The sequence below is a fragment of the Acinetobacter seifertii genome, from assembly GCF_000368065.1.
Lineage (GTDB): Bacteria > Pseudomonadota > Gammaproteobacteria > Pseudomonadales > Moraxellaceae > Acinetobacter > Acinetobacter seifertii.
Window position 1 is genome coordinate 1,733,916 of record NZ_KB851200.1, and the last position, 21,405, is coordinate 1,755,320.

Here is a 21,405-nt window from a genome sequence, read left to right on the forward strand (position 1 = left end):
TACAGTTTAAAGTTTGTATGAGCTTATGGCAGATGAACAAAAATAACGTCTAAGTCTTGTTTTGGTACAAACTTGGTTTTGGTCATTTGAAACTGAGTCGGACTAATTTTGTTAACTTTGCCATCCCAACAAAATGACACTAGTTCGCCTTTATCACGTTCAATAGTTAACTTAAAGTTTTCAATTGGCTTTGCCCAGTTAGCACCTGTCGTCAAAATATAACCTAAAGCACTAAACGGCGAATGTTCTGCCTGAGCTTTTTTAAGGCCCTGCTTAAATTGTTTATCCCTTTTTTAAAGCATCCACCTTTAAGTTTTCAGGTTCATTCGCCTAGCGATTTTTTACCTTATTTTTATACAGAGTTTGATTTATTAACGACTCTAGATACAGACCTTCTTAAAAAAATTAAAGCCGTACCAGGCTATCAAATCTGGGGAAAACTCCTTCATTTTAAAACATGTTTTATCGGTACTACTGTTACAGAATACAGTTTATTACCTGATCAGCTTTCACTGGACTCAATTACAGACTTTTTAAAAAATAATGATCAAAACATTAAGTTAGGTATTATTAAAGATCTTCCGTTAGATTCACCTTTACTCAGCGAACTTGAAAATAATTACAGTCACAATTTTATTCAAGAAGCAGAAAAAAAAGGTTTTCTATCTGTAGAGGGACAAGCTTTAGCTTATGTCCCTATCGATTTTTCAAGCCGTGAAGAATATCTCTCTAGATTATCTAGGCCACGCCGTAAAAACTTTAAACGCAAACTCAAAAGTTTAAATGAATTAAACATTGAACAATTGTCTACGGGGGATGAACGCTTTAATGATCCTGAGTTTAGAACATATTTATATGAACTCTATCTGGCCGTTTATCACCAAAGCGAAATACATTTTGACCTACTCAGCCCTGAGTTTTTTTCAGAAATTCTTCAAGATGTCCACAGTGGCGGTAAAGTCTTTTTATATTGGGCAGATACAACACTAGTCGGTTATAACATTTGTTATGAATATAAAAACAATTTGGTTGATAAATATATTGGGCTCAATTACCCGCTCGCAAAAGAATACAATTTATATTTTATTAGTTGGTTCGTAAATTTAGATTATGCATTAGCTAACAACCTTAAGTACTACATTGCAGGATGGACAGACCCTGAAGTCAAAGCTCAACTCGGGGCTAAATTTACATTTACCCGTCATCTGGTATGGATACATTCCCCTGCCTTACGTTTTGTTTTAAAAAAATTACGTCCTTTATTTGAAGCAGATCATCAGTGGCATGTTAAACAGGAAACACGATCATGAGTTCAGTAAATAACAGAACACCTATCGTTTTAAACTTTGATGATTCTGCTGGTGATCCTGATGATGCTGTACGTGTTGATCTCACCTCATGGCAAGAAGTCATTCGCTTTGGTTGTAAATTAAAAGAGTTCGACGAGTTACGTACACACCTAAACCAACATTTACCTTCAAAACTAGGTTGTGTTCTTTTAGGTAGTGGTGATTATCACCATGTTACCCAGCTTTTACTGGAAAGATTGCCATCTGCTGAGCCAATTCATCTGATTGTCTGTGATAACCACCCTGACAATATGCGTTACCCTTTTGGTATTCACTGTGGCTCATGGGTGTATTGGGCAAGTAAGCTTCCACAAGTTGCCAGAATAGATGTACTTGGAATTAGCTCAAGTGATATTGGATGGCTACATGCTGTAGAAAACCATTGGTCACCGCTATATAAAGGAAAGCTGCACTACTGGAGTATTCAGCAAAATGCTTCATGGGTACGTTTTACAGGCAAAAAGAATGCATGGCAAAACTTCGATCATCCAGATGAGTTACTAACTGCATTTCTCACAGAAATAAAAGCATCGAACTTACCTGTTTATTTATCGATTGATAAGGACGTACTTTCAAGCGAAGTCGTCATGACAAACTGGGATCAAGGTAAGTTTCTTGAGAAGCACTTGCAGAGCTTAATTGAAACGTGTAAGGGTCGATTAGTAGCAGCGGATATTACTGGCGATGTTTCGGCCTATCATTATAAAAATTACTTTAAACGGTTTCTAGCAGCTTCGGATGGACAACAAGAACCAACTGCCGAGGAACTCTCAAATTGGCAATTAGAACAGAAAGCACTAAACTTACGGTTAATTCATGCCATAGATTCAGCTTGGTCAAATCAATAAGAAAAAACCCACAATCTGTGGGTTTTCTTTTAATTACTTCACTGCGTTTACGCCAACAATAAACTGGCTACAATTCGAGCCTTCAGAAGCATTGCCTAACTGCTTTTCAGAAAACTTAAATTTTGATGCTACAGAAGCATAATCTTTCTTAAGGTTTTGACCTGTAAGCTCACCTAACTCTTTTACTTGTTCAGGCTTTAAAATCTCGTGTTCAACTGCCTGATTGACCATTACACATGCTGTGGTCATAGCATCATAACGTGCAGCAGTTTTAGAATAACCTAAAGCACCTACTACACCACCAACAATTAAACCGACTACTACAGCCAAAGTTACATGCATTTTATTCATTTTAAATACCTAAAAATCAAACTAAAAACGAGCACTTTAAGAGTTTGTGCTCAAGTAGAATTAAGATAACTTCTTTTATTTGATACTAAAAGTTAGATTCTGTCAGATTTATTGATAGTTGAGGTATCTGTTAAGTTTCAAAAAACTTGTTATGATTGCTTTGAGCTAACTTCAATACAATACTTATATAAAAATAAAACTTAAAATCTTGGAATAACCTTTATACCTTAACCATAAAAAAATTCTAAAAAATAGTCTACATCTAACAATACTTTTTCATTTATAAGAATTTTCTTTAACTCTTCTAAAAAACCTGTTTTATACCCTCCATTTTTACCTCTAGGGTTAGAGTCATATAGATCAATAATTAAATTCTGCACAATATTAATTTGCGAAAAAAATTCAAATAAATTTTTAGCAATGATATGTAACTCAAACTTGGGAAATTGAACCGTACCGGGTTTGTCGGAGACTTTTTTATTTAAGTTAGGCCACCTGACCTAACGGGTTAATCTTATCATAGTACATTGCTTCAAACTCAAAAGGCGATACATAACCCAGTGCACTGTGTACACGCTTTTTATTGAACCAATCTACCCAGTTTAGTGTCGCAAGTTGTACATCTGCTAAACCTTGCCAATCTGCTTTTAAATATTCAATCACCTCTGTTTTGTATAAGCCATTCACCGTTTCAGCCAAAGCATTATCGTATGAATCACCAGTTGTACCGACTGATGCTCGTAAATTTGCTGCTTCCAAACGATGGGTGTAACGAATAGAAAGGTATTGCACGCCTCTGTCGGAATGATGAATTACATTCTTTGGCATACCGCGAGCATGTAACGCTTGTTCCAGTGCATCAAGGACCATGTCTGTATTCATCCGTGTTGATACTTTCCAGCCAACAATTGCCCGTGAGAAAACATCAATCATAAAGGCGGTATACACCCAGCCTGAATGGGTTTGAATATATGTGAAGTCTGCGACCCACAGCTGATCTGGATGATCAGCACTAAAATTCCGTTTCACCAAGTCGGCTGCTCGTTTTTGATCATCTCTGCTACGTGTCGTTTGTTTGTTCTTACCACGCCAAACACCTTGTATTCCTAGCTGTTGCATCAATCGAGCAACTGTACAGCGCGCAACAATATAACCTTCCCGTTTCAGTTTTTGCCAGACTTTACGTACACCATACCGACCTGAACTTTCCTGCCAAATTCGTTTAATTTGTTCAGCATGATGCAGGTCATGTAGATCTCTTTTCGCTCGATGTTCTGGATTGTCCGCAAGATCTAAAGTTCGATAATAGGTTGAAGTTGCGATTGGTAGAATTCTACAAATCGCCTCAACACCGTATAGGTCTTTATGGTTATGAATGAAATCCACCATTATTTGTGTGGGCGGTCGAGCTCCGCCTGGGCGAAAAAAGCAGCTGCTTTACGTAGAATTTCATTGGCTCGCTGCAGTTCTTTATTTTCGCGTTCAAGTTGTTTAATGCGTTCTTGGTCTGAAAGCTGCTGTACTTTAATTGGATTCTGTTGATTCAAATGCTTCTGATGCCAGGAACGTAGTGTTTCAGGAGTACAGCCAATCTTGGGAGCAATTGCTGTGATTGCAGCCCAAGTAGAAGGATAATCTTTTTCGGATTCAATCAATAATTGAACCGCTCTATCTCTGATTTCAGGGGTGTATTTTACTTTTTTCATCGGGACATTCTCTCAAGAAAAGTGGTCTCCGACAAACCCGGTACGGTTCAAATATTATTAAACATTACATTTTTATAAATTGGGGTCATAATCAACTATATTTTATAACAAAATATACAGAACTGTCTATTTTATGATATTTAAAAATAGGTTTACATGCTGATGAATTACACTTAATTAATACTAAATTAATGGTGAGCACTACTCACCCACAATGCTCGCACTTCAGTAATCCCAAGCTCTACCATCAATTTAAAAAATTCATTTATGTTAAACAGATAGGCTTAAAGAAATACTCCACGGCTACATCCCTGTGTTCCAAACTGTTTGTACCTAAAAACTCAAACATTAAACCATCCATTAAATTTAAAACCATCTCAGCATCTGGTTTTAACGCATGTATTTCTAAGCTAAAAATCAAATCAAAAATCTCATGAAGCAACCATTTCCTATACTCAACTGCCATACGGTAAGCCTGTGGGTAAGCTACTTTAATTTCAAAAAAGGCTTTAAGTAACAAGTGATACAGACTATTAGAGTTAACATGTAGTACCACTATTTCTTTGAGTTTATCGATAGCCGTGCGGTAATGGCTCGAATAAATAATGGCGAGCACTTCTTCTTTAAGTAAACTTTTTTGAAAGGCAATGCACATTTCAATCAGGCCCTCTTTTGAACGAAAGTAGTTGTAAAGCGTAGCTTTTTGAACTTCGGACTCTTTGGCAATCAGATCTACGCCTGCTGTGTGGAATCCGTAAGTTGTAAATAGACGAATAGACGTACGGATAATGTGTAATTTTTTGGAAGAGGTTTCTAAATTTCGCATAGTTTTTACCGTTATAAATTCTTGTTGTTTCTAAAAGAGAAAAAAGCCTGTGCCCTTTTTGGGAGAAAAAAAGGCACAGCAAAGCCATAAAGACTGTGCTTGGCACATCTCAAGTTTTATTGTTGATACAAATTTTTGAGCCGTAATGACTTAAAGCCTGAGAACCCTAAAGGCCATCAAGCTGTTTAAAGATGATTTAAGTGGTGTCGTTATAGCTTTTGGCATCGAGAGCCAAGAAATAATGAATGTGCAAAGCCAACTCCTTCTATTGGGAGTTCTGCCAGACATTAAAATTATGGTGGCAGAACGGAAGAGGGTTCGCGGACTGGTTTCGACTCCAGCACACCCGAAGGTGTCCCTCTCCCGTCCTACCGCTACGGGAGGAGACGAGGAGATGCTCACACAAAACTATTCCTCAGAAGAAATAATCCTGATGTGGTCGAAAACAGCGGTCCGCGACGACCGACTGGCAATGTGGCCAGCAGGCAAAGGATAGTGTTCAAGCCTTTCACAGTCAAGTACACAAAATGACATTTGCTTTAAAATAAATCATTAAAAAGTAAGGGTAAATAGTTTAGTTTTATTATTAAATTAGGGTTTATAAAATCGAAGAAATTTATATAGATATATAAGTTTTGATGGGTCAAAATGAATGCTTATTTTGAAACCATTTATAAAAAACTGTAGATGAGTCTAAATATAAGAGGACATTTAATGAAGAACTTTCTCACCAAGAAAATGTATACAACTAGAGCTTTATTTTTTGCTGTAGGCGTTATGGCTTTGAATGTTTCCCCTATTGTTATTTCTACTACTCATGCAGCGACAGAACAAAAAATGGATATTTTATCGACTAAGCTTTCATCAATTTTTGCAGATAAACCCGTAGAACCTGCTTTATTTAGTCCTCAATTTTTACAACAAGTTTCAATAACACAAATTCAAAAAATCGTTGATGACTTAAAAGCCTCTTTAGGCACGCTTAAAAGTATTAATATTTCTAATGGTTCAGGAACGATTGATTTCGAGAAAGGAGAATTACCTGTTTCAATTAGCTTGGATGAGCAAGGGCAAATTAGCACTCTTTGGTTTAGCGCGCCTCATTTTAAGACCGTAAGCCTAGACGAAATGGTTAAAGGCCTACATGAAAACGCAGTCGGTAAAACCTCTCTTTTAGTTGTTGTAGATAACAAACCTGTGGTTATTGAAAACGATAAAACCCCAATGGCTGTGGGTTCAACTTTTAAGTTACTCGTTTTAAAAGCATATGAAGATGCAATAAAAAAAGGTGAATTAAAAAGAGAAACGATTGTTTCTTTAAAAGAAAAAAATCGCTCATTGCCAACTGGAGTTTTACAAAACTTGCCTAATGGCACACCTGTAAATCTCGAACTTCTCGCGCAGTTAATGATACAAATTAGCGATAATACAGCGACCGATAGCCTGATAGAGGTGTTAAAGAAACCTCGTATAGAAGCGTTGTCACCTAGAAATTCTCCTCTCCTAACAACACGAGAACTATTTCAACTGATTGACCCAAGCAACGAAAAGCTAAAAAATAAGTTTAAAACAGGTACAAAGTCGGCTCGTCTAGAAGCACTCTCTGAGCTAGACAAACTGCCATTACCAAGTGTGAGTAGCATTGGAAAATCGGCGACTTGGCAAGATGCTGAATGGTATATGTCAGCCAATGAGATTTGTCCTCTGCTTGAAAGTGTTCAAGATGCCCCTGCACTAAACAGCTCTTTAAATCCATTGTTTAAAAATTTAAATTGGCAAAAAATTGGGTTTAAAGGTGGTTCTGAATACGGCGTGATTAACTTTTCTGTGATTGGTAAAACTCAAAAAGGTCATAAAGTTTGTGCAGTATTTACCGCAAATGGAAATGAGCCGCAGCCTGAGTCAAAACTGGCAATATTATTTACAGGCATACTTCAAGCCCTTGATTCTATGAATCCTTAACTATAAAGACCCATCATGACTAGAAGGCATTTAGCAACGCCTTATGATGGGTTGATTTGGAGTTATACAGATACTCACGTACAGTCGTTTTTGAAGAATTTATTATTAAATAAATAGTTGGTGATGAAGATGTCATTAATCATACCCGTAGCGATTGATGAGGGTGCGCTAGAGGTTCTTTGGTATAGCCCTTTTGAAAATATTGAAGATATTATGCTCTGGTGGGAAGCACAAGAAAGCATTGATATATATAAATATAAAACTGACTTAGAAGCCGCTGAGGCTATTCTATCAAATGGCAAAATAGTGAGTGTTAAAACAGAAGAGCAATATGATCTCTACTATGCAATAAGTGCAAAAGCTGAAACTGTAACGCTCATGATCGACACTGACTACAACTCACGCTTATCCTATAAAGGAAAGAAATATTTTCATAAAGGAAAGCTTATTTTCCCTCCCCTGATCTAACTTAATGTTGCTTTGGGAAATATATAAAATAATTAGATAACTGATTTATCTTGTTTTATATTCTTTTGTCATCTTTAAAAATAAAGACCCAAAATTAAAGTTAACACGTACAGGAAACATAATGGACATTTCATTAAGACTTGCTAACGCTGCCGATCTAAAAGCTATAAACGAACGATATGCTGAGGTTGACTTTGTTCCATCACATGAAGATGAACTTATTGTACTCGCCTCTATTGGTAACAAAATTGTTGGGCAAGGTAGAGTTGTGTCTATTGATTCGAATAGTGGCGAACTTGGTGGAATTTACGTCTTTCCTGATAATGAAGGGTTAGGCATCGCCCGTAAAGTGGTCGATTTCTTAATTAAAAACTCGGATTTTTCTGTGCTTTACTGTCTACCTTTTGCAGAACTAGAAAGTTTTTACGGTTCGATGGGTTTTACTCCCGTGAAAGACATCGCTCAGGTTCCTCAAGCTGTAATCGAAAAACATGAGTGGTGTAATAGTAATTACGACAAACCTGTTTTGCTTTTAGAAAGAAATAAATGAAATAACACCCATAAAAAAAACCGCCCCAGAAGGCGGTCGCTGAGTATAAACCAGCAGGTATATAGAAGTATGGTGGACGAATACTTCTATATTCTTTTTATGAAGGAGTTTTCTCGGTTTTCAGAAAATCATTCGATTTAAAATAGCTGATAATCATATCTGCATGCTGTTCTTTTTGAGGCGCAGCGACTACAGGGAATGATTCTTTCGACATCTTAAATCCATGTGGAATGAGCTGTGAAATTGGCGGAAATTTAGGTTTTCCCCCTTCTGTAATCCGTTCAATAAAACTTGCTAACCAAAGTAAATACTCTCCTTCATTTTCAAACTTAGGCATTACACTTAAATCAACTTTGACTTTGCACTCACTAATCGGTTTAGTTAATTGCTCATCAAAATCGATGTAATTAAACTTAAGTTTAAACTCAGTCCCTTTAATGGCCTTACGTATCTGACTGATCAAACAATTCAGATTTTGTGTAAGGTCATTGGTGAATAAGTCGTCTTTTTGAATGTTCTTATAAACCTTTTCAGCCACGGCTAAATATTTTGGCATTTTTAACCTCCTCGATCTCAATTGTTATAAAGTTTTGATCTTAAAATGATTTATGGTTCTGATTATGATGAAACAAATGTAAAGGAGTGAAATGTTCTTATTATTGAATGTAATTAGTTAAAGTGTTCTGTAAACCTTGCTAAATAATCACCTAAAAAAAGTATGGTTTTGATAACTCATCCACAATTTTTCTAAATTATTAAGATTTCTTGAAACATTTATTTTCAATTAAAATTTACCATTTGGTAAAATTAATAAGGCCGCATTTGCTGATCTCGTCTTACCAACCCCAAAACCGATCTACGAACCCTAATTTCTTCTTCAGAAAATGGCAAATGTTCTTTTAACTCATCTATAGAAAGCGAGTTATTTTCTATTAAAAAACAGTCTTGTTCAGTTGTCCAATGTAAAGCAGCCGATTCAGTTTGTTTGTAGTATCGTTTCATATTTCCTAACAGAATTACACATATAAAAAGTTCGCCTTTAAGTACGAACTTAGCTTAGATTTTGTGGTGAATATTATTATAGCAGTCCACAGGCAATATATTCATTCCATGTTGTCACCAACCGTATACCCTAACTAGACTTCCACAATACAGGCATAAAACCTTAGTACAGTAAGACCTACAATTTCCCTATATATGTGGTATCACCAGTTCTGCCTTGGGTATTTTTTGATAAATCGTCCATTCCAGCGAGTTGCACTAGCAGGTGCAACTAATAATGCATTTAAACCCTTATCTATATCTGGAAATCAACCATGATCTATTCCATATTGATCGTTTGAAAAATCCTTTAGTAATTCTCCATCCGTTTTAAAGCAGCTTCGCGAACAAACCGTACTGGGTCATTAGCAAGCCTTTTTAAAATATGAGCTGGAACCTTTTTATTGCATGCGACTCTCTCACGAACTGATTCACTCATATCTTGAGACAATAGATCAAAGAGTTCTGGGCTAAGCTTTCTTTTACTAGCAACTGTAGCCCGGACAGATTCATTCATATCACGCGCTAGAATTTCTAATATATTTAATGGCACAGTACGATTGCGTGCAACCCACTCTCTCATTTCAGGAAATCTGGAAATAATATCCATCCAAACAATATCAGGAGCCTCCTCATGGGCCGCACGGATATACTCATTACGTGCTTCACTAGTTCGAAGTAAAACAAATTCTTCTGCCGAATTAATCATTTTTAGTAAAATCTGATAGATTTAAATAGAAAATTTCATATTGATCATCAAGTAATATATCAGTGTTTTTTATGCAATTTATTTTCTGGAAAAAATTTATTAGTTTCAACATAGAAGTTATTTTTATCTCGTTTTAAAAATAACGGTCTATTCCGTAGTCTCTAAACTCATACATTAATCCTGAATAACTTGAAAAAAATGTGAGCGAAGAAAAAAAATGTCTACTTCCAGTAATTAAAGGATCATAAAAAGTTATTTTGAGGCCATCAGAAAAACCATTTGTATTTACAATATCATAGAAAGAACCTAGAGCATAACCTTTCAAGCCCATGAAATCCTTAATAAATACAGAAGCCAGTGCGCCTTTTTTAAAATCCTTTACAACCTCAACTGCCATTGCATTATCGTCATAATTAACAGAAAAGACTATATAAAAATCTTTCACTTTAAATATAACCTTTTCAATTTCACCAACATTATCTACTTTATTGATAGATTGATCATCACTCTCATTATCGATAAATACATACACATCATCTATAATCAAATTTAAATCATCCAAACTATTGATAAAATCAAAAAATTTTTTAACTTCCAAAATAAACCTCACATTATCGATATTACAACTATTTTCTTTTACCAGTTTTCAATTTTAAGCGTTCTGCTTGCACTAGTACCTTTAAAGTTCTTAAAAAATCTTTATTAGGAGTTTTATCTTTCATCTATAAAAAATCTACGAATAAAGCTGTTGTTAGTTTGAAGGAATCATACGGACATTTTGTTCCGTTCACCCCATTTCTTCTTACTACACTTGCTACAGAATCATTAATAAGAGACTCAAATGCTCTAAATTCTTATGGCTGTCTTTTAGAAAAAATTTCGAAAATTTGAAAACCTACTTGTTCCCCCCTAAGAATAACTCTCTTTTCCGAAGAACCAGTTAAAAAAACCTACTCCTACAACTCCCCCAACATGTTCTCCCGACTCATGTGCCTTAGGAATTCCCCAATAGGCTTCATGATTACAAATAAGATGCCTTCTATTTAACTGACTTAAATAGAATATTTTCAAAAAAACTCAGTATATATTATGCTACTCAGCTCCTGATTTCTTTAGTTCACATATGACAAATACATTTTCTGACCACCAGCAAGTTGAGGTGGTGTCTACTTTTACTGAACTTGTAAATATACATTTTCAAGGACATAAAAATGCTATTTGTTGGCATAGAAATTTGGTGGGCGACTTTAAAGAAATTGTGGCTAAACTTCATTTAAAAGAAAATATTACCGAAATTTCTACTGAAGACTTGCTAGCACTTGAGCTTTCAAAACAAGGTGATTTGGCTCGAGACATTATTTTAAAAGACATGCAACTCTTAACTGATATGGGTGCATCACCTGTACTTAATTTACTTAAACACTATGAACGTGATGAAGAGCTGGATTTTATTTCAACAGATGTCTATTCGTTTCATGTTGATCGCTCGCCTATAGAAACCGATACTTTCTTATGTACCTATTACGGTGCGGCTAGTGATATTGTGCCTAATGAACAGGTTGAACAAAAAGTTTTAATTCCCGAAATTAGAGAAAAACTCAAAGCATTACACGACGGCCCAGAAGCGGAATTTGAAAGCTTTTTAGCAGAGTATTTTTTTGATTTACATTACCAGCCTAAACCCAATACACAACCAATAAATTTGGGTACAGGACACTTGTGGCGTTTGGCGGTAGATCATCCCACACAAAAAGTTTTACCGTGTGTGCATAGAGCACCCGTTGAAAAAGATGGAGAGTATCGATTGCTGTTAATTTGCTAGGTATTATCACTTAACCAGTGTACAAGATATTTATTAGAGTGCTTATTTTTTAAAGCTGATAAGAAATGATCTAAGAAAGTTTTTAACATTTTCAATAAATCTGTTTGGCTGATATTTTCTGCATAACTCGGCACCCAGATCCCATCATGGCTTTTTCCATAGCAGTTATAGTTTCCCTGATTAAATTTTAATAAAATTTCTCTACTTATACCCTGCTCATATAAATCAATTGAAGAATCAGATCCCAAATTTATCTCTCTTATACAAACAGGCAATTGCTCTAAAAAAACAACCAGATCAGTTTCGATATCTACAGGCCAAAACTCATTTGAAAAAGCCTGAATCTTAAACTGATTGAGTTTATTCTTAGAAAGTACAGTACAAATATCTGTCAATACACTAATTTCGTTGTCATATTCATCATCGTATTGTCGCAACTGCGTAATGTCGAGTTCCGATGTGAGTTCTAATTGAATTAACATAGCTTGCCCATACTTGAATTAATCCACTATTACATAAGAGTTCATCAATTAAGATAAAAATCACCAATAAAAAAGCCTACCCACTATTGGATAAGCTTTCGTGAAGCATTCGGAATAGAATATTAAGTTTATGCCAGTTTTTTTGTCTCCATAAAATCGACATAAGCAATTTGGGCATCCCAAAATTCATTCCATAAAGCGCAATACTCTATACACAGCTCGGTAAGACTTTCATAGTCATCTTTGGTTATGCCTTGAGCCAGTGCAAACCATAAGTCATCTTCATGATCATCATCTGCTGCTTCTGATGTCTCGTCAGTCGATACACCATGTACATGGTAATAGCCACCACCCTCAACCTCAATTCCAACAGCCTTAGTCGCCTCACGTAGCGGAGGACTAAAAAGAATGACTTCTTCTTCTGCAACAGCAAGCAATGCAACAACTTTAATATAACTATCGTATGAAGATTCTAAAAACGTTCTTACCTGATCTGCGATTTTTGAAGGATGGTATGATCTTCGATCCTGTTCATTTAGACCATAATCATTAAGTAAATCTTCATAAAGTGGATAATGTGCATATTCAGGATTACCCAAATAATAATTATCTTGGTCTGTTCCAGGTCGAAAACCAAATTCATCTAGTATATTTAAACTTAATAAAACACGTGGGAACATTTTAGCTCCAGAGTGTAATTTCGGTTCTAATTGTTTAGTCTGAAATTGAGCCATTAATAAAGCATCCGTAAATACTTGTACAATAGCGTGACGATATTCCAAATGAATTTTTGTTAAGGTAAATTTATCAAGCTGTCCGTTATTTAAAATTTCAATTGCTGGATGTGTACATACTGGTAATTTAGCGATTTTTTCTCTTAATTGTTTGAGAAATGCTAGATTTTCTTCCCACTGTTGTGAAGGAATACTATTCTTCATCCCCAGTAAAGCTTTTTGTCTTGGATTATTAAAATTTTCAAATTTTTTTAACATAATCATTCTCAATAACAAATTAATTCTTATAGTTAGGTTTTGAGTTCTCCATTATTTTAATTGCGCATTCATTTGCTACTCAATAAAATTGTATACTCATCCCTAAACAATTCGATATTAGGTTTATTATTTACACAAATCAATCCATGTTTTAATAAATTTTTTTAATAAATTAATTAACAATTGATAGCAAAAAATATTGTCATTTTTATTATTTCATCTGTTGTATTACGACAATCTTTTCAATATGATTGAAATCAACTTTTATAAGAGACCACTTTAAAAAGAAACGGAATTCAAAAGTTTACAATGGGGAAATTGATGTCAAAAAGAGACACTATTATAACAACAGCTATAGCCCTTTTTAATCAGAAAAGCTATAACGGCATTGGAATTGACAAAATTATTGCCGACTCCAATGTAGCAAAAATGACATTCTACAAATATTTTCCGTCCAAGGAAAATTTAATAGAATCATGCCTTTACAAGAGAAATTCAGACATTCAGGCAGCTATATTAGAAAGAATCAATACTAAAGATTTGCCTTTAGTTCAACTCAAGAGCTTATTTGATTGGTATATTGACTGGATTTATACCGACGATTTTAATGGCTGCTTATTTAAAAAGGCGACCATGGAAGTTGTACAAGTTTATCCTTCAGTAAAAAACCCTATTAACGACTATCGTGAATGGATCTATACGCTTGTTTTTTCGATATTAATTAAAGTTTATGTTGAAGATCCTGAAGCATTAACTACACTCTTTCTGAATATTCTTGATGGCATTATTATTGATGGCACAATTGATAAAGGTCTAGTTAATCGGGAAAAAACATGGTCTTATATTATTAAAATAATTCAGCTTGAAAAAACAGAAGCACGCATCGCCAGTTAAATTATATAAAAGAGATTTTTACATCAATTAAAAGATCTCTTTTAAAATTTCAGTTAACATCAAATTTATTAAAGCCTTATATTTACTCAATGTAATATAAGGTTTTATATACCTCTTATATTATTCTAATACGATCAAGCGATTTTTTAAGTTTCAGGATAAGAAATCCTTGAGCTAACACGTTCAATTTAAAATTGTTGGTCAAACTATCCATTTCTCTTCATCAAAAAGTCTTAGTACAAAGCATACAGGCAACACTTGATTAGAGTTTGTGGGGCTAAGATGAAATTATTCTTTTTTTAGTCAATAAAAAAAGCCCTCAAATGAGGGCTTTTTCTATTCTACAGTACTAATTACTGAGGAATAATGTTTGTAGCGCTAGGGCCTTTTTGACCTTGCACAACATTAAAAGTCACGCGTTGACCTTCATGTAAAGTTTTGAAGCCAGAAGAAGCGATTTCTTTGAAGTGAGCAAAAACGTCTGGACCTGAATCTTGTTGGATAAAACCGAAACCTTTAGTTTCGTTGAACCACTTAACTGTACCAGTAGCTGTGTTGTTAGACATGATATACATCCTATTGATTTTTAAGAACTTGTGCCATGAGACATGACGGGTTTAACTTGGAAAAAATAACGAATTGAGCTTAAGATCTTAAAAACGGAGGATTATGAATAAAGCTTCGATACTAAAAGAGGATTTACTAAACTAATAAGTCTTTTTTCTAGTTGACTTCATTATACATCAAAAGAACACTTATTCAAGCAATTTATATAAATTAATTTACTGATTCTACAGCAAACATTCGCTTACATTTGTAAAAAACAATTACAATTTATTATATAAACAAATAGTAAATAATTTTCTATTTAATAGTTTAAAATTTTAAAACTATACTAAATGGAAATATAACTACAAATAATGAATAAAAAAACAGACTCATAGTCTTTATCAAATACAACAACTTACAATTTTTAAGTATATTTTTATATAATGTTAAACATCATTATTACTTATTAATTTTTTGAATAAGCACATAAATAAAAATATTTAAGAAATTTATCTTTAAATCACAATTAAAACAAGAAAAATTAAATATATTTTAAAATTATTAAATAAATGAAATGATTATTTTTATTTTATATTCTTTTTTCAAATAATCGAATTAGCAACAACTGCAAAGAATATACCAAACTGGACCATATAACTTTGAAAAACTGGATGTGTTCACTAGCCCTTAAGCTTCATAACCTATCTTTGGCTTAGATCTAGCAATAAACCTATCTATACCTTCTTTAAATTTAGGGAACTATCATGCACCTACATTTTATTGTTCATGAAGATTTTGAAGCACCTGGTGCATATGAAATTTGGGGTCAAAATAATCACTGCAAAATGACATATTCAAGAGTGTATTTAAATGACCCCTTACCTTCTACGGTTGAAGACATAGATTTCCTGATCGTGATGGGTGGCCCACAAAGTCCAGATACTACAGTTGAAATGTGTCCTCATTTTAATTCACTCGCTGAACAAGCGGTTATTAAGAAAGCTATCCAAGCAAACAAAGTCGTTTTAGGCGTATGTTTAGGTTCACAGCTCATTGGTGAAGCTTTAGGTGCCAAGTTTGAACATAGCCCTGAAAGAGAAATTGGTAAGTTTCCTATTATGCTGACAAAGTATGGTTTAAAAAATTCTCTATTTTCACACTTCGGAAAAATGACAGAAGTTGGCCACTGGCACAATGATATGCCTGGGTTAACAAGCGATGCAAAAATTATTGCTTTTAGTGCAGGCTGTCCGCGACAAATCGTTGAATACTCAAAATTAGTTTATGGTTTTCAATGTCATATGGAACTAACGCCTGAAATTGTTGAATTACTCATTCAACATTCAGCAACTGAACTCAATCAAGCTCATGATTATAAATTTGTTAATACCCGAGAAGAATTGAGGAGTCATGACTCTCAAGAAATGAACCAAAACTTGTTTATTTTCCTAGATAAATTAAAAGATGAGTATTTAAAACTTAGCTAAATGATGGCAAAGCCCTTTTAATAGAGCTTTCTTTCATAAAATTAGATGATCTATAAAGTTTAAATTCGCTTTTGCACCGACAGTAAACGAACATAATATCGCAGCAACAGAATCCCAATTAGTAGATGGTCACTATACAATATCTAATAAAATAATAGCCCCTGTCACACATAAAGCGGCTGATGTGCCAAGTTAGCCTTTAGACTTTAAGATACCTATATAACACTTTCAAAAAGCATTTGTTCTGCGCACTTTAGTGCATATTCCAGATCTTTTTGTAAATCGACCACCGATTCTAGTCCGATATTTAAACGTACTAAATAACCATCTTTAGGTAGATTGGTATGGGTTCGATGAGCTTGTCCAACAGGTAAAATCAGACTTTCAAATCCACCCCAAGACAAACCAATGTGAAATAATTGCAACGAATCAAAGAATTTTTGCACATAACAAGGTTCAGATTCTTTTAAATAAAAAGCAAATACTCCAGATGAACCATGAAAATCTCTTAACCACAAATCATGATATGGGCTTGTTTCTAAAGCAGGATGAAGCACTTCCTTAACAGCCGGATGTGTTGTTAGAAATTGAGCAATAGTTAGAGCACTATTTTGATGCTGTTTTAATCTTACTGCCAAACTTCGCAGGCCACGTGAAGCCAAATAAATGTCGTCTGGGCTCGTGGTCTCTCCAAACAAATGACCTGTTTTCGTGAGTTGTTCGTATGTTTCGGCATTTGCAGTAGCCACGCCCATGAGTATGTCAGAATGGCCACCAATGTATTTGGTTATGGACTGAATAGAAATATCAGCACCATGCTTTAAAGGTTGAAAAAGTAACGGCGTTGCCCAAGAGTTATCGACTAATACTTTTGCGCCATATTGATGACTAATTGCAGAAATTGCCGTAACATCACTCAGTTCAAATGTCATTGAACCCGGTGACTCAATAAACACCACACTAGTACGATGATTAATTTTTTCAGTTAATGCCTCAAGTTTAGTAGAGTCAAAATATTCAACACTTACCCCCATTCGGACTAATATATTGTCAGCAAAGTTTCGCGTTGGGCCATAGATGTTATCGGCAATCAAGACATGACTATTTGCTTCTACACAAGCCATAAGTGCATGTGTACATGCCGATAACCCAGATGGAAACACCATACTACCCGCACCACCCTCAAGCGCATTGATTGCACTTTCAAAAGATTTAGCTGTTGCAGCACCGAAACGGCCGTAATGTCGATACACCCCACCATTGCGTTTAAATTCTTCCCACTCACTAAAGCTATTTACAACAATAGTCGAACCACGAAAAACAGGTGTATTGACTAAACCATCAAAGCGCTCGGGTGTTCGTCCTAAATTAATGACATCTGTGCTGAATTGATTCACTTTTATATTCCAAGAAACATATCAACTTTATTACCAATTCATGATAGTGAGATTTCAATGGATATAAATTTTAATCTTTTCTATTTTTCATCTCAAAATTAGATTTATATTTCCTATTTTTACTTTAAATTAGAATTTTAATCCGATATTTATTTCTTTGAGTAAAATATTATCTTATAGCGTACTTTGTGTTGATCTACTTGTTGTTCGAACTTGCTGTTATAAAAGGTACTTCTCACACTATTCTTCATCCATGATTTGCCTTAATTTGTACCGAACGTAAATAAGGTTTAGCTTCTAGCATTTTTGCTGGTCCTTAATTTTTAATAGTATTCGCAGTTTTTATTAGAAAAAATTTAAAGGAAGTTCTGTCGTATATTTAATTTGCTCCATGGCAAAACTAGAACTCACATCGGCCAATCCGTTAATTTCAATTAATTTTTTATAAACTTTATCGAACTCGGCAACATCCGATACAGCAACTTTAAGTAAATAATCTGTTTCACCTGCCATTCTATACACTTCAATCACTTCATCGATGCTATAGATATGAGAATGAAATTTTTGAATCCACTCAATATTGTGTTGTGCTGTTTTAATAAACACCATCACAATCACATTAATGTTGAGTTTTTTACGGTCTAGCAAAGCGACTTTTGCACGAATAATACCCTCTTCTTCCATCTTATGTATTCTGCGCCAACAAGCCGTGTTGCTTAATCCCACCTTTTCCGCAATATCACCTATTGCCAATGTGCAGTCCTTCTGTAGAAGATCTAATATTACACGGTCATATTTATCTAAATTTAACTTCATACCTTCAAGCTTCTCTGCACTATGTATTTGCAATAAATCAAATCAATGAACAATATATTAGATTGTTATTCTAATTTTAATAAAAAAAATATTTACCTATGTTTTAAATGATCTCCGCGCATTCGAGACGCATTTATTTGTATTGTTCACTTAATAATCTATTTTAAAGCTTGAAAGTTTAGATGAGCTTTTATTATTATCTTGTACATATTCGGTACAATAAAAGAGACAAGAAAAATGCCAAATCAATTTGATGCTGTTTCTATAACAAAAAAAGCGAATGTTCATTACGAAGGACACTCAATTAGTCATGTTATTGAACTTGAAGATGGTACAAAAAAGACTTTAGGGGTGATTCTTCCAACAGAAAAAGCTTTAACTTTTAAAACTCACGTTTCAGAACGCATTGAGATCATTTCAGGCAAATGTAGTGTTCAAATTGGCGATGATCCGGATACTAAAGTCTACTCAAGTGGTGAGTCTTTTAATGTTCCTGAAAATAGTAAATTTAAAATTATCACAGATGAAGTGATTGATTACGTCTGCCATTTAGAATGAATCAACATTACAAAGCCATACCTTTTATAAGGTATGTTTTCCTATGAATATATTCATCTTTTCTTAAAAACTAGACGAGATGAAGTTTAAATTTTAGTATTTAAGCACTTTTACAATTATCTATAAGCTTCCACCACCATCAACATTGAGAACTTGGCCGGTAATAAAACCTGCATGATCTGACAATAAAAAAGCGACTGCATGTGCAACATCTTGTGGAGTACCGATCCTTCCCAAAGGAATACTTTCTAATATTGCTTTTTCAGCTTCACTTCCAACAGGTCGGGTTTTTCTAAAAAGTTCCGTTTCAATCGGCCCTGGTGCTATACAGTTTACCGTTATTCCAAACTCAGCCAACTCGAGTGCCCAAGTTTTAGTACACCCGACCAAGGCGCTTTTTGCTGCCGAGTATGCTGTCCGTTGTTTTGCTCCGTAAATTGCTCTGCTGCCAATATTAATAATTCGTCCAAAGCGCTGTTCTTTTAGTTGCGCAACAAAATGCTGAGTTACTTGTATAGCCGCTCTTACATTTAAGTTCCAAACCTCCTCCAAGGCAAGAAAGGAAATCTGGCCTAAAGGTTGAGGCAAGCTAATTCCTGAGTTATTTACAATTCCATGTATGACATGAGATTTAGCAATTAATGCTAAGGTTTCTTCAGTTTGTTCTATATTGGATAAATCACAACTAAAAAGCTGTCCGGGAAAGTCTATATGGTCGATATTTCTGGCAATGCCAATGACATGATGTCCCTGCAAGGACAGTTCTTCGCTAATTGCTTTTCCAATACCTTTTGTAGCGCCTGTCACTAAATAAGTGTTTTTCATAGCGGATCCTTATTAAACATAAAAATAGTTTCTGGTTTGTTCTCCCCTGTTAACTACAAAAATAATAAAACACTCACTATGATTTTTTATGAAGATAAACAGATTTATATAAATTCAAGAAAACTATAATCAATATCCCCAAAATGGACATGACTTTATTTTGATTTTCTTATTTGAAATGAAGAAGTGGTTGTATTTGTATACATTAAAAAGTTGTTATAGTCATTCGACTTGAGTTGGTCTTTCAATCTCTGAGTTTAAAGGCAAAATTGAGTGACTAAGTTGAAGTAAATACATTAAAAAGAGTAAGAAATAATGAAAAATTCAGTCGATGAGAAAAGAAAAATTTTCCGTGATCTCCATAAAGACGGATGCTTTATTTTACCCAACCCTTGGGATGCAGGCAGTGCAAAAATACTCGAACAACTGGGCTATAAAGCACTGGCAACAACAAGCTCAGGTTATGCATGGTCTTGCGGAAAGGCCGATGGTCAACTCGACCGAGATGAAACCTTGGCACATCTACGTTATATGGTTCAGTCCACTAACCTGCCTATCAATGCTGACTTTGAAAGTGGCTTTTCAGATACAACTCAAGGCGTCATTGAAAATGTTCTGATGGCAATTGATACAGGTATAGCTGGTATTTCTATTGAAGATTCAACCGGAAATGGTGAAAAGCCGCTTCGTGATATTCCTGACGCAGTTGAAAGAATACGAGCAGCTCGCGTAGCGATCGACCAAAGCGGAATTAACGTCATGCTTATTGGTCGTGCTGAAAACTTCTTTGTGGGTGTACCCGATTTAGAAGATACCATTAACAGGTTAAAAGCATATTCAGAAGCTGGTGCTGACTGCCTATATGCGCCTGGTATTAAAACTCGTGAACAAATCATCGCTGTGGTGAATGCCGTTTCACCAAAACCTGTAAACGTTTTAATTGGTTGGGATAGTGATTTAACAGCAGCAGAGCTTGCAGACTTAGGTGTAAGACGTATTAGCCTTGGTGGTGCATTAGCTCGTTCAGCTTGGGATGGTTTTATTAAAACAGCAAGTGCGATTGCCGAGTCAGGCAATTTCCATTCGCTCAATACTCCTGTTTCAAGTGGCGATCTTAATAGTCGATTTAAATAAGATTTGGATAAACGGCTTTATTTAGTACTTTTTAGCTAGGACCTCTGTTATGCCTTTAAACATAACTCTTTCAAGCCATCGTATACGACTACGCATATTAACTATTGAAGATTCAAGAGACTTAGTTACCGCTGCTTCAGATGGAGAACTATGGAACCTCCCTTTCACTGTAGTCCCTTCAGCAGAAACCGTAGATGACTATATTCAGCATGCACTAGAAGGTTACCAAGCGGGTACGGTTCTTCCTTTTGTAGTCGAAGATATTGCTACAGGAAAAATCATTGGGTCTACCAGATTTTGGAAAATAGATAGAAAAAATTTAAAGTTAGAAATTGGAAGTACTTGGTACTCAAAATCGTGGCAACGAACATATGCAAATACAGAAGTAAAAAATTTGATGCTTCAATATGCCTTTGAAGAGCTAAATTGCGTTAGAGTTCAGTTCACAACAGATGTACTCAATGAAAAATCCCAAAATGCGATTTTAAGAATCGGCGCCCAGAAAGAAGGTGTGGTTAGAAATGAGCGAATCATGCCTAATGGCAGAAAAAGAAATTCTGTCAGGTTCAGTATTATTGATGAAGAGTGGCCGAGCATAAAAGATAATCTAATTAAAAAGTTAAATTATTATTAATTTTT

The 21,405-nt window shown here is 34.8% G+C and carries 24 protein-coding genes, 2 pseudogenes and 1 other annotated feature; of the genes and pseudogenes, 11 read left to right on the forward strand and 15 right to left on the reverse strand.

Features of this window, described 5'->3' with window-relative positions; all coding sequences use genetic code 11:
* Positions 1–23 precede the first annotated feature (23 nt).
* Positions 24–287, reverse strand: a pseudogene (locus tag F985_RS0104500) (DUF4424 family protein); the annotation flags it as partial.
* On the opposite strand from F985_RS0104500, the gene F985_RS15630 reads away from it, so the two are divergent.
* Both F985_RS15630 and F985_RS15635 read left to right on the forward strand, forming a co-directional pair.
* Positions 243–1,310, forward strand: a complete 1,068-nt coding sequence (locus F985_RS15630; protein WP_004702536.1) for a GNAT family N-acetyltransferase — start codon at positions 243–245, stop codon at positions 1,308–1,310. The pseudogene F985_RS0104500 and the gene F985_RS15630 overlap by 45 nt on opposite strands.
* Entirely contained in the window at positions 1,307–2,197 is an 891-nt protein-coding gene (locus F985_RS15635; protein ID WP_004702537.1) for a hypothetical protein, read from the forward strand. Before F985_RS15630 ends, F985_RS15635 begins: the two co-directional genes overlap by 4 nt.
* Positions 2,198–2,230: 33 nt before the next feature.
* Here the strand turns inward: F985_RS15635 and F985_RS15640 are convergent, their stop codons facing one another.
* From F985_RS15640 to F985_RS15655, 4 genes and pseudogenes are all read right to left on the reverse strand, one after another.
* Positions 2,231–2,548, reverse strand: coding sequence for a hypothetical protein (locus F985_RS15640; protein WP_004702539.1), 318 nt, complete (start codon positions 2,546–2,548; stop codon positions 2,231–2,233).
* 227 nt (positions 2,549–2,775) lie between these two features.
* Positions 2,776–2,982 (reverse strand): annotated as a pseudogene (locus F985_RS25275) (hypothetical protein); the annotation flags it as partial.
* 52 nt (positions 2,983–3,034) lie between these two features.
* Positions 3,035–4,254 (reverse strand): IS3 family transposase gene (locus F985_RS15645; RefSeq protein WP_085945696.1). Its coding sequence is split into 2 segments (ribosomal slippage): positions 3,035–3,978 and positions 3,978–4,254, totalling 1,221 coding nucleotides; the frame shifts between segments, so codons are not numbered across the junction.
* Positions 3,863–3,979: a sequence feature (AL1L pseudoknot), on the reverse strand. It overlaps the preceding gene by 117 nt.
* A 265-nt stretch (positions 4,255–4,519) precedes the next feature.
* Entirely contained in the window at positions 4,520–5,080 is a 561-nt protein-coding gene (locus F985_RS15655; protein WP_004702542.1) for a TetR/AcrR family transcriptional regulator, read from the reverse strand.
* A gap of 714 nt (positions 5,081–5,794) precedes the next feature.
* Between F985_RS15655 and F985_RS15665 the strand changes: the two genes are divergently transcribed.
* From F985_RS15665 to F985_RS15675, 3 genes are all read left to right on the forward strand, one after another.
* Positions 5,795–7,042, forward strand: a complete 1,248-nt coding sequence (locus F985_RS15665; RefSeq protein ID WP_004702546.1) for a serine hydrolase — start codon at positions 5,795–5,797, stop codon at positions 7,040–7,042.
* Positions 7,043–7,171: 129 nt separating this feature from the next.
* Complete coding sequence (locus F985_RS15670; protein ID WP_004702548.1) at positions 7,172–7,510, forward strand: hypothetical protein; 339 nt, start codon at positions 7,172–7,174, stop codon at positions 7,508–7,510.
* A gap of 121 nt (positions 7,511–7,631) precedes the next feature.
* The gene (locus F985_RS15675) at positions 7,632–8,060 is read left to right on the forward strand and encodes a GNAT family N-acetyltransferase (RefSeq protein ID WP_004702550.1); all 429 of its coding nucleotides are present in this window, start codon (positions 7,632–7,634) and stop codon (positions 8,058–8,060) included.
* A 97-nt stretch (positions 8,061–8,157) separates the two neighbouring features.
* On the opposite strand, the gene F985_RS15680 is transcribed toward F985_RS15675, so the two are convergent.
* The 4 genes from F985_RS15680 to F985_RS15690 all read right to left on the reverse strand — a co-directional run bounded on the left by F985_RS15680 (position 8,158) and on the right by F985_RS15690 (position 10,408).
* On the reverse strand, positions 8,158–8,616 hold the full coding sequence (locus F985_RS15680) for a hypothetical protein (RefSeq protein ID WP_004702552.1): 459 nt from the start codon (positions 8,614–8,616) through the stop codon (positions 8,158–8,160).
* A 251-nt stretch (positions 8,617–8,867) separates the two neighbouring features.
* On the reverse strand, positions 8,868–9,062 hold the full coding sequence (locus F985_RS0104505) for a hypothetical protein (protein ID WP_025469166.1): 195 nt from the start codon (positions 9,060–9,062) through the stop codon (positions 8,868–8,870).
* A gap of 349 nt (positions 9,063–9,411) precedes the next feature.
* The gene (locus tag F985_RS15685; RefSeq protein ID WP_004702556.1) at positions 9,412–9,810 is read right to left on the reverse strand and encodes a hypothetical protein; all 399 of its coding nucleotides are present in this window, start codon (positions 9,808–9,810) and stop codon (positions 9,412–9,414) included.
* 133 nt (positions 9,811–9,943) lie between these two features.
* Positions 9,944–10,408 carry a hypothetical protein gene (locus F985_RS15690; protein WP_004702559.1) on the reverse strand — a complete coding sequence of 155 codons (465 nt, stop codon included), beginning with the start codon at positions 10,406–10,408 and terminating at the stop codon, positions 9,944–9,946.
* A gap of 525 nt (positions 10,409–10,933) precedes the next feature.
* On the opposite strand from F985_RS15690, the gene F985_RS15695 reads away from it, so the two are divergent.
* Positions 10,934–11,632, forward strand: coding sequence for a DUF1826 domain-containing protein (locus F985_RS15695; protein ID WP_004702560.1), 699 nt, complete (start codon positions 10,934–10,936; stop codon positions 11,630–11,632).
* Here the strand turns inward: F985_RS15695 and F985_RS15700 are convergent.
* Complete coding sequence (locus F985_RS15700; protein WP_004702562.1) at positions 11,629–12,114, reverse strand: hypothetical protein; 486 nt, start codon at positions 12,112–12,114, stop codon at positions 11,629–11,631. The genes F985_RS15695 and F985_RS15700 overlap by 4 nt on opposite strands.
* 128 nt (positions 12,115–12,242) lie before the next feature.
* Positions 12,243–13,106, reverse strand: coding sequence for a heme oxygenase-like domain-containing protein (locus F985_RS15705; protein ID WP_004702564.1), 864 nt, complete (start codon positions 13,104–13,106; stop codon positions 12,243–12,245).
* A 321-nt stretch (positions 13,107–13,427) separates the two neighbouring features.
* Here F985_RS15705 and F985_RS15710 point away from each other — a divergent pair, with 321 nt between their 5' ends.
* Positions 13,428–14,000 carry a TetR/AcrR family transcriptional regulator gene (locus F985_RS15710; RefSeq protein ID WP_004702566.1) on the forward strand — a complete coding sequence of 191 codons (573 nt, stop codon included), beginning with the start codon at positions 13,428–13,430 and terminating at the stop codon, positions 13,998–14,000.
* A 353-nt stretch (positions 14,001–14,353) separates the two neighbouring features.
* On the opposite strand, the gene F985_RS15715 is transcribed toward F985_RS15710, so the two are convergent.
* Positions 14,354–14,566: a cold-shock protein gene (locus F985_RS15715; protein WP_002054492.1), complete on the reverse strand. Its 213-nt coding sequence runs from the start codon at positions 14,564–14,566 to the stop codon at positions 14,354–14,356.
* 747 nt (positions 14,567–15,313) lie between these two features.
* Here F985_RS15715 and F985_RS15720 point away from each other — a divergent pair.
* Positions 15,314–16,036: a type 1 glutamine amidotransferase gene (locus F985_RS15720; protein ID WP_004702569.1), complete on the forward strand. Its 723-nt coding sequence runs from the start codon at positions 15,314–15,316 to the stop codon at positions 16,034–16,036.
* Positions 16,037–16,251: 215 nt separating this feature from the next.
* Here F985_RS15720 and metC read toward each other — a convergent pair whose 3' ends face one another.
* Together metC and F985_RS15730 are read right to left on the reverse strand one after the other, a co-directional pair.
* The gene (gene metC / locus F985_RS15725; RefSeq protein WP_004702571.1) at positions 16,252–17,433 is read right to left on the reverse strand and encodes a cystathionine beta-lyase; all 1,182 of its coding nucleotides are present in this window, start codon (positions 17,431–17,433) and stop codon (positions 16,252–16,254) included.
* 345 nt (positions 17,434–17,778) lie between these two features.
* The gene (locus F985_RS15730) at positions 17,779–18,249 is read right to left on the reverse strand and encodes an Lrp/AsnC family transcriptional regulator (protein WP_004702573.1); all 471 of its coding nucleotides are present in this window, start codon (positions 18,247–18,249) and stop codon (positions 17,779–17,781) included.
* 237 nt (positions 18,250–18,486) lie between these two features.
* Between F985_RS15730 and F985_RS15735 the strand changes: the two genes are divergently transcribed.
* Positions 18,487–18,807 carry a pyrimidine/purine nucleoside phosphorylase gene (locus F985_RS15735; protein ID WP_004702576.1) on the forward strand — a complete coding sequence of 107 codons (321 nt, stop codon included), beginning with the start codon at positions 18,487–18,489 and terminating at the stop codon, positions 18,805–18,807.
* 120 nt (positions 18,808–18,927) lie between these two features.
* Here the strand turns inward: F985_RS15735 and F985_RS15740 are convergent, their stop codons facing one another.
* Positions 18,928–19,632 (reverse strand): SDR family oxidoreductase, encoded by a 705-nt coding sequence (locus F985_RS15740; protein WP_004702577.1) that lies wholly within the window; start codon positions 19,630–19,632, stop codon positions 18,928–18,930.
* 315 nt (positions 19,633–19,947) lie between these two features.
* Between F985_RS15740 and F985_RS15745 the strand changes: the two genes are divergently transcribed.
* Both F985_RS15745 and F985_RS15750 read left to right on the forward strand, forming a co-directional pair.
* Positions 19,948–20,766 (forward strand): isocitrate lyase/PEP mutase family protein, encoded by an 819-nt coding sequence (locus F985_RS15745; RefSeq protein ID WP_004702579.1) that lies wholly within the window; start codon positions 19,948–19,950, stop codon positions 20,764–20,766.
* A gap of 49 nt (positions 20,767–20,815) precedes the next feature.
* Positions 20,816–21,400: a GNAT family N-acetyltransferase gene (locus F985_RS15750; protein WP_004702581.1), complete on the forward strand. Its 585-nt coding sequence runs from the start codon at positions 20,816–20,818 to the stop codon at positions 21,398–21,400.
* Positions 21,401–21,405 lie beyond the last annotated feature (5 nt).